The organism is Gemmatimonadota bacterium (assembly GCA_016209965.1).
In the GTDB taxonomy this organism is placed as follows: Bacteria; Gemmatimonadota; Gemmatimonadetes; order Longimicrobiales; family RSA9; genus JACQVE01.
Window position 1 is genome coordinate 1 of the sequence record JACQVE010000259.1, and the last position, 7,335, is coordinate 7,335.

Annotated in this window: 5 protein-coding genes; all 5 read right to left on the reverse strand. The window is 68.8% G+C overall.

All coding sequences use genetic code 11. The annotated features are described in order from the left end of the window. A partial coding sequence (locus HY703_10335) for a hypothetical protein (GenBank protein MBI4545584.1) occupies positions 1-647 on the reverse strand: 647 nt, incomplete at its 3' end. A 21-nt stretch (positions 648-668) separates the two neighbouring features. Next, positions 669-3,137: a caspase family protein gene (locus HY703_10340; protein MBI4545585.1), complete on the reverse strand. Its 2,469-nt coding sequence runs from the start codon at positions 3,135-3,137 to the stop codon at positions 669-671. Positions 3,138-3,317: 180 nt separating this feature from the next. Next, the gene (gene fusA, locus HY703_10345; GenBank protein MBI4545586.1) at positions 3,318-5,426 is read right to left on the reverse strand and encodes an elongation factor G; all 2,109 of its coding nucleotides are present in this window, start codon (positions 5,424-5,426) and stop codon (positions 3,318-3,320) included. Positions 5,427-5,534: 108 nt separating this feature from the next. Then, positions 5,535-6,353, reverse strand: a complete 819-nt coding sequence (locus HY703_10350) for a rhomboid family intramembrane serine protease (GenBank protein MBI4545587.1) — start codon at positions 6,351-6,353, stop codon at positions 5,535-5,537. A 7-nt stretch (positions 6,354-6,360) separates the two neighbouring features. Further along, the coding region (locus HY703_10355; protein ID MBI4545588.1) for a D-alanine--D-alanine ligase at positions 6,361-7,335 on the reverse strand (975 nt) is incomplete at its 5' end.

A 7,335-nucleotide genomic window follows, 5' to 3' on the forward strand; every position in this document is an offset into this window, starting at 1 on the left:
CCGTAGGGCAGCCGCCGGCCGAACACCCAGAGCGGCTCGCCCCAGCGCAGCCCCGCCGTCTTATCGGTCTCGGCAGTGCCGTAGACGCAATTGAAGAAATCCGTCGAGCTCGCCTCACGCGCGCCGGTGACGCGGTGGATCGACTGATCGCGGTAAGCCAGGTTCACCTCCGGCTCCATGACCGCGATGATGCGCAGGTAGTCATACGAGCCGCACAGCGGCGTGGCCGTGGGCACCCGGAACTTGCCCGTGAAGCGGATGGTGCCCGTGTCCCCCTTGGCTGTGCCGGCGGCGGAGGTTAGGTCGCCTTCCCAGAAGAACTGGGCGAAGTCGGAGCGGAATGCTATGCTGTCGAAGGTCTCGATGTAGAACTGCAGGCTGGCCGTAGCCAGGCGCTTGATCTCCTCCGGCGTGCGCTGGTAGCGCACATCCACGGTGAAGGTGCGCTCGGCCGCGCCGCCCGCGGCGAAGGTGGTGCCCGCAACCGGCTGGAGCGTGGTGCGGTCGAAGGCGATGGCCGTGAAGCTGGGTCTGCCCGCGGGCGCGCTGGGCAGCTCGCTCTCCTCGCAGGCGGAGAGCCAGAGTAGCGCCGTGGCCGCCAGCGGTGCCAGGCGGCAGGCGCGGCCGTGCAACCTTGCTCGGCTCATGGGCTTACCTCTGGGGAAGTTTCAGCCGACGATGGCCCGGCCGAGAAGCAGCTCGCCCTCAACCTCGCCCTTCTTTACCGGATGCTGGCGCTGGCCCGTAGCCTCAGGCACCTTTTGCGAGACGTACTGATACGCCTCGTCCACCGTGATCACGCCATCGCGGTTGCGGTCGCCCGCGCCGCGCAGCCCCTCGAGCAGGAAGTACGTGAACACGCCGTGCCCGAGATCCGAGCGCTCCTCGCTCGGCTCGTTGGCACTGGACGCGGAAAGGATGACGCGCCCCTTGCCACTGCCGCTCAGCCGATCGAGGAAGCCGTCCGTGATGTTCGCGCGCCTGGCGCCGGTGAACACGGTGCGTCCGCCCGAGGCGCCGCTGTAGCAAGCATCGGCAATGAAGACGATGCGCTCCGCCTGGATGCGCTCGAAGATGGTGGCCACTTCCTTCATCGCGATGGCGGTAGCGATCAGGTTCTCCGGATCCGCATCGGCGGTCAGCAGGTACTTCTCCAGGCCATCCCCGTCCAGGCTGGAGGGATCGCTCTCGGGCGCGCCGTGGCCCGCGAAGTAAATGATGACCATGTCCTCCCTGGCGGCGCGCTTGCGCAGCTCGGTGCCCAGGATGGTCATCATCTGCAGCCGGTTCGCCTCCCGGTCCACCCGCTTGAAGATGTTTTCCTTGGGCACACCCAGTCCGCGCAGCAGGTAGTCGTAGAAGGCATCCGCATCGGCCACCGTGTAGTTGAGCGGCGGCACGGCGGCATGCTCGTACTTGCCAATGCCGATCACGGCTGCCCAGATGCGCGTGCGCTTCACCTCCAGCTTCAGGTCCCGAGCTTCCTCGGTGGTCTGCCCGTGGATGTTCCTGGCCCGGATGACCAGCCGGTTCACCGGCTCCGTGAGGTGGATATCGTGATAGAAATTGACAATGGTGCCCTTGTTGGCGAGCTGGCCGGCAGCCTGCGCGCCGGCGGCGCCCGGGCGGACGACCATCTGGATCCCGCGCGTCCCCGTCTGCACGTTGCCGTAGCGGCGGCCGTTCACCTCGACTTCCAGGTCGGCCACGCCGTAGTTGTCAAAGACCGTGCCCTGCACGCGGACCAGCTCGGACTGCACCGGCTCATCGGGCAGGGGCGTGAGGATGGCCACCTTGGGCGGCTCTTTCGGCTGCTGCGCCAGTTTGGCCAGCTCCTCCTGCCGCTTCGCTTCCGCAATGCGCCTGATCTCGGAGTCGGCAGCCTGGGCGTAACGCGTCGCCTCCTGAACGAGCTGCCGCGATGTCGTGACGTCCTTCGCCAGTTCCAGCACCAGGTTGAACTTGGCCAGCGCGCCCTCATACTCGGCCCGGTCCAGTAGCTCCTTCCCCTTGCGCAGGATCTCCCATGCCTTGGCCTCAAACAGCGCCGCCTCCGTCAGCACCGGCTGCGCCGGCGCTGGCGCCGGTGCGGGCGGAGCCACCGGGGCCGGCTTGGGCTCCGGCCGTGGCGCAGGCACGGGAGCCGGGGCCGGCGCGGGCGCGGGGCGCACGGGCTCCGGCCGGGGCTGCGGGGCCGGTGTTGGGACCGGCGGCGTGGGCGCGGGCCGTACAGGCTCTGGCCTGGGCTGCGGCGCAGGGGCCGGGGCCGGGGCCGGCGGAGCCACCGGGGCCGGCACGGGCTCCGGCCGGGGCTGCGGGGCCGGTGTTGGGACTGGCGGCGTGGGCGCGGGCCGTACAGGCTCTGGCCTGGGCTGCGGAGCCGGCGTGGGGGCCGGTGCAGGCGCAGGAGCGGGCGGCTCGTCCGGCTCTTCGGCCAGCGGGCGCTCGACCGGCGGCTTCTCGGTAGCCTTCTTGGGCGTGACCGGCCGCTGGCCCGTCACCATGGCCAGCGGCGGGGCCTCGATCTTGATCCGGGCCAGCTCGGCGTCGAGCGCCCGGCGCTGCAACTGGTCGCGGTAGCGCCGGGCCTCGCTGTTGCCGGGATCCAGGGAAAGCACACCGTCGAAGGCGGCCAGCGCGGCCGTGTACTCGCCTCGCTGCTGCAGCGCGATCCCCGCCTGCAGCTTGGCGTTCAGCTCCTGGCGCCGCCTCGCCTCTGCTGCCGCCAGCGCCGCAGCGTCGGCCTTGGGACCGCTCGCCGCCGCCAGCAGCACCTCGAGCTGCCGCCCATGCGCATCCGACTTCTGCACCTCGCCGGCTGCGGCCTCCCGCTTCAAATGGTCGAGCGCCTTATCCGTCTCGCCGCGGTTGTAGTACGCGACTCCCAGATAGAATTGGGGGAAATAACGGATGAACCGCATCCCGTAGGTGCGCGCCTTGAGACTCGAGCTCTTGTTCTTCTTGAGCGCCTGATCGAGCGCCGCAATCGCCCCGTCCCAGTCGGAACGCTCGATGGCGCGCAGCCCGCGGTCGTAATAGACGTACCAGAGCTCGTCCGCGCCGGCCGCGACGTGGTCTGCACCGGCCAGGAGGCCGAGGAGCAGGATACCGGAAATGGCGGTCCAAGAGCGGAGCATGCGCATTTGAGAACCAACGGTGTGGGACGCGCCCTCGCAGTGAGGGTGCGGGAAAGGAGAGCCGATAGCAACTTAGGACACGCCCAGCGGAGATGTCAATGGGCGGGCCAAGGGGGCCAAGGGGCCACGGGCTCGGGCTAGGAGCCCCACGGCGGAGTCATCCCAGCCCGAGCCCAGAGTTCAGGCGTGAACCTCCTCCTTCTTCTCCTTCCTGGCCGCCTCGATGACTTTCTGCGCCACGTGCGCGGGCACTTCCTCGTAGCCGTGGAGCTTCCGGGTATGGAAGGCGCGGCCGTGAGTGAGCGAGCGCAAGGTGGTGGCGTACTTGTAGAGCTCGGCCTGGGGGACGAGCGCGCGGATGCGGGTCTTCTTGCCGTCCGGCTCCATGCCCAGGATCTTGCCGCGCCGCTGGTTCAGGTCGCCAATGACGTCGCCCATGTACTCGTCGGGCGTGGAGACCTCGACTTCCAGGATGGGCTCGAGCAGCACGGGCTCGGCGAGCGCGGCCACCTTCTGGAACGCGAGCGAGCCGGCGACCTGGAATGCGATGTCGCTCGAGTCCACCGAGTGGTAGGAGCCGTCATAGCACTCGGCTTCCAGGTCGACGACCGGGTAGCCGGCCAGCACGCCGCGCCGGGCGGCCTCGCGCACCCCCTTGTCCACGGAGGGGATGTACTTGCCGGGAATGACGCCGCCCACAATGGAGTCGACGAACTCGTAACCCGAGCCGCGCGGCCGGGGCTTGAGCCGGATCCAGCAATCGCCGAACTGGCCGCGCCCGCCCGTCTGCTTCTTGTACCGCCCCTGCCCTTCCGCCTGCCTGCGGATCGTCTCCCGATACGGCACCTTGGGCGGCTCCGTGGTCACGGCCACGCCAAACTTCCGCTTCAGCCGCTCGATCTGCACTTCCAGGTGCAGCTCGCCCAGTCCCCGGATGATGGTCTGCTTCAGCTCCGGGTCGTACTCGCTCTGGAAGGTCGGCTCCTCCTCGTGCAGCTTGTGCAGCCCGGTGCCGATCTTGTCCTCGTCGCTGCGGCTGGCTGCGCGCACGGCGACGGCGATGTCCGGCTGCGGGAAGGGGATGGGCTCGAGCGTCAGCGGCCGCTCCGCGGAGGTGAGGGTGTCATTGGTATGGGTGTTCTTGAGCTTGGCCACCACACCCAGGTCGCCGGCGTGGAGCCGCAGCACCTCGAGGCGCTCCTTCCCCTGGGCGATGGACAGGTGGGCCAGCTTCTCGGTCGCCTCGCGCGTCGCGTTCCAGAGCTCCTGCCCGGTCTCGATCATGCCACTGAACAGGCGGAAGAAGGAGAGCTCGCCGACGTGCGGCTCGGTCGTCGTCTTGAAGACCAGGGCGGCGAGCGGCCCGTCCTCCGTGGCGCGCAGCTCGACGACCTGATCCAGCCCCGGCCGCCCGGCCACCTCGGCCGCGGCCTGGGCCGGGTTCGGCACCAGCTCGACGAGCTTGGAGAGCAGCGCACGCGTGCCCCAGGTTTTCTCCGCCGCGCCGCAGAAGAGGGGGAAGGCGTCGCCGCGCGCCATAGCCAGCTTCATGGCCGCGAGTGCCTCCTCGCGCGAGATCTCCCCCGTCTCGAGGTAGCGCTCGAGCAAGCTCTCGTCGGTCATGGCAATGGTCTCCATGAGCTCCGTCCGCCACCGCTCGAACTGCGAGGCGAGCTCCGCCGGCACGTCTACCTCGTCATATTCGCCCGATGCCGTCCCCGCTCTGTAAAGGTGCGCCCGCCCACTGAACAGGTTGATGATGCCGCGAAAGGCCTCGCCCGCGCCGATCGGGATCTCCACCGGGATCACCTTCTCCGTGAGCATGGACTTGACTTCCTGATAGGCCTTCTCGAAGTCGGCATGCTCCTTGTCCATCATGGACACGAAAAAAAGTCTGGGAATCCCGCGCGCCGTGCAGTATTCCCAGACCTTTTCCGTGCCCACCTCGACGCCGGCCATGGCGCCGAGGACGAGTACAGCGCCATCGGCCACCCTCGTCGCCGCCAGCGCCTCGCCCGTGAAGTCCAGGTAGCCCGGCGTATCCAGCAGGTTCACCTTGACGCCGTCCCACTCCGCGAACGCCGGCGCCGCCTGCATCGAGATGCCGTGCGCCAGCTCCTCCTCGGTGTACATGGTCAGCGCGGTGCCCTCGCGGACCGCGCCGTGCCGCCGGGACGAGCCGGCCACGAAGCACAAGGCGTCGATCAGCGTGGTCTTCCCGGCACCACCATGCCCCAGGACCACCACGTTGCGGATCTGCTCGGTTCTATACTCTTTGCCGGCCGGCATGCATACCTCCTGCAGAGCGGGGCAAGGGGGACGTCAACGGGGGTTGGAAACGTATTCCGCAGCCAAGGGGGGTGTCAAGCGAGGGTCAGGGCCCCCAGGGCGGCGGCGCTAATCCCTGCGGAACCGTTTACTCACGTCGTCCAGCAGTTTCCGCTCGTCCGGCGTGAGGCTGGCCATGCCCGAGGTGCTGATCTTGTCCAGCACGCGGTCCACTTCATCGAGCAGGGGATCGTCATCGCGCCGGTGCCGTGGCCGGGGCCGGGGCGGCGGCTCCCTCCCTTCCTTGGCGCCGGGCAGCACGGTGAGCCGGGGCCCACGCATCAGCTTCTTGACGCGTGCCAGCCGCTGCGTCGCCGCGTCGCCCAGCTTGAGGTAGAGGAAGCCGGCGGCAAAGCCGCCCAGGTGGGCGAAGTGTGCTACGCCGTCGGCTGCGCCGCGGACGGCGCTGAGCAGGGCGAGTGCAGCCAGGATCCCGACCAGCCACTTGGCCTTCACGGGGAAGATGCCCCAGATGTAGATGGGCGCATCGGGCCAGTTCATGGCGAAGGCGAGCATGACGCCGAACACGGCGGCGGACGCGCCCACGACGGAGCTGCCGGAGGCGAAGAGGAAGGAGAGCAGGGCGCCGCCGAGCCCGCACACCAGGTAGTACTTGAGGAACTCGCGCGACCCCCAGCGCTCCTCGAGGGGCGGGCCGAAGAAGAAGAGCCCCAGCAGGTTGAAGAACAGGTGCCAGAAATCGGCGTGGACGAACATGTAGCTGAGGAACGACCAGGGGCGGAACAGCACCAGCCTGGGCACAAAGGCGAGGTAGAAGCCGAGTGCCGGGACGGCCCAGGCCAGGAGGAACACGGCCGCGTTGGCCAGCAGCAGCCGCTTGACCCAGGGCGTCAGATGGTAGCCGAAGGAGAAGCCGCCGTACGTCATAATGCGCTTACCCCCGGCGTCTCCCCCGGTGTTCCTCGAGGGCCAGGCGGCAGATGCGCTCGCAAAGCTGGGGGAAGGCGATGCCCGCCGCCCGCGCGGCCTTGGGCACCAGGCTCTGCGCTGTCATCCCGGGGAGCGTATTCGCCTCCAGGCACCAGAAGGTGCCCGCCTCGTCCAGCCGGAAATCAATCCGGCTGAAGCCTGCCAGCTTGAGCACGCGGTGGGCCTTGAGCGCCAGGAACTGGACGGCCGCGGTCTCGGCCGGCGTCAGGTCGGCGGGAAAGATCTCGTCGGCCATGCCCTCCTGATATTTGCACTCGTAGTCGAAGATCTCGTGCCGCGGGATGATCTCGCCTACCGGAAGCGGCTCCTCGCCCAGGATGGCGACCGTCAGCTCCCGGCCGGGAATGAACTGCTCGATCATGACCTCGTCATCGTAGCGAAACGCCTCGCGCACCGCCGGCTCGAGGTGCTCCGGCTGCTTCACCACGGTGAGGCCCACGGTCGACCCCTGCTTGCTCGGCTTGATGACCACCGGGTAGCCCAACCGGTCCCGCACCAGTTCTGGCTCCGCAGGCGCCATCATCCAGTCCGGCGTGGGAATGCCGGCGTCGCGGAACAGGCGCTTCGAGACATCCTTGTCCATGGCCACCGCGCTGGCCAGGTGCCCACTGCCGATGTAGGGGATGCCGACCAGGTCCAGCAGCGCCTGCAGTGTGCCGTCCTCGCCGGCGCCCCCATGCAGCGCCAGGAACACCACGTCGGTGTGCTGGAACTCGGGCGCCTCCGTCAGCGCCGTCGGGTCGCCGGTGCGCAGGAGATCCAGCTTCTCCTGCTCGGGCGGCAACGGCGCCACACCTGCAGTGAGCAGGCGCTGCTCCTCGAGCGGCGCCAGCACGCCGCGCGCCGTGTCCACGGCGATCACATGGTGGCCGGCCTGGCGCAGCGCCTTCACCACCTGCGCGCCGCTGGCAATCGACAC

What these genes read in the sequence shown, in the direction of transcription:
- HY703_10340 (MBI4545585.1), bottom strand. Translation starts at nt 3,137, where the DNA reads ATGCTCCGCTCTTGGACCGCCATTTCCGGTATCCTGCTCCTCGGCCTC.
- HY703_10350 (MBI4545587.1), bottom strand. Translation starts at nt 6,353, where the DNA reads ATGACGTACGGCGGCTTCTCCTTCGGCTACCATCTGACGCCCTGGGTC.
- fusA (MBI4545586.1), bottom strand. Translation starts at nt 5,426, where the DNA reads ATGCCGGCCGGCAAAGAGTATAGAACCGAGCAGATCCGCAACGTGGTG.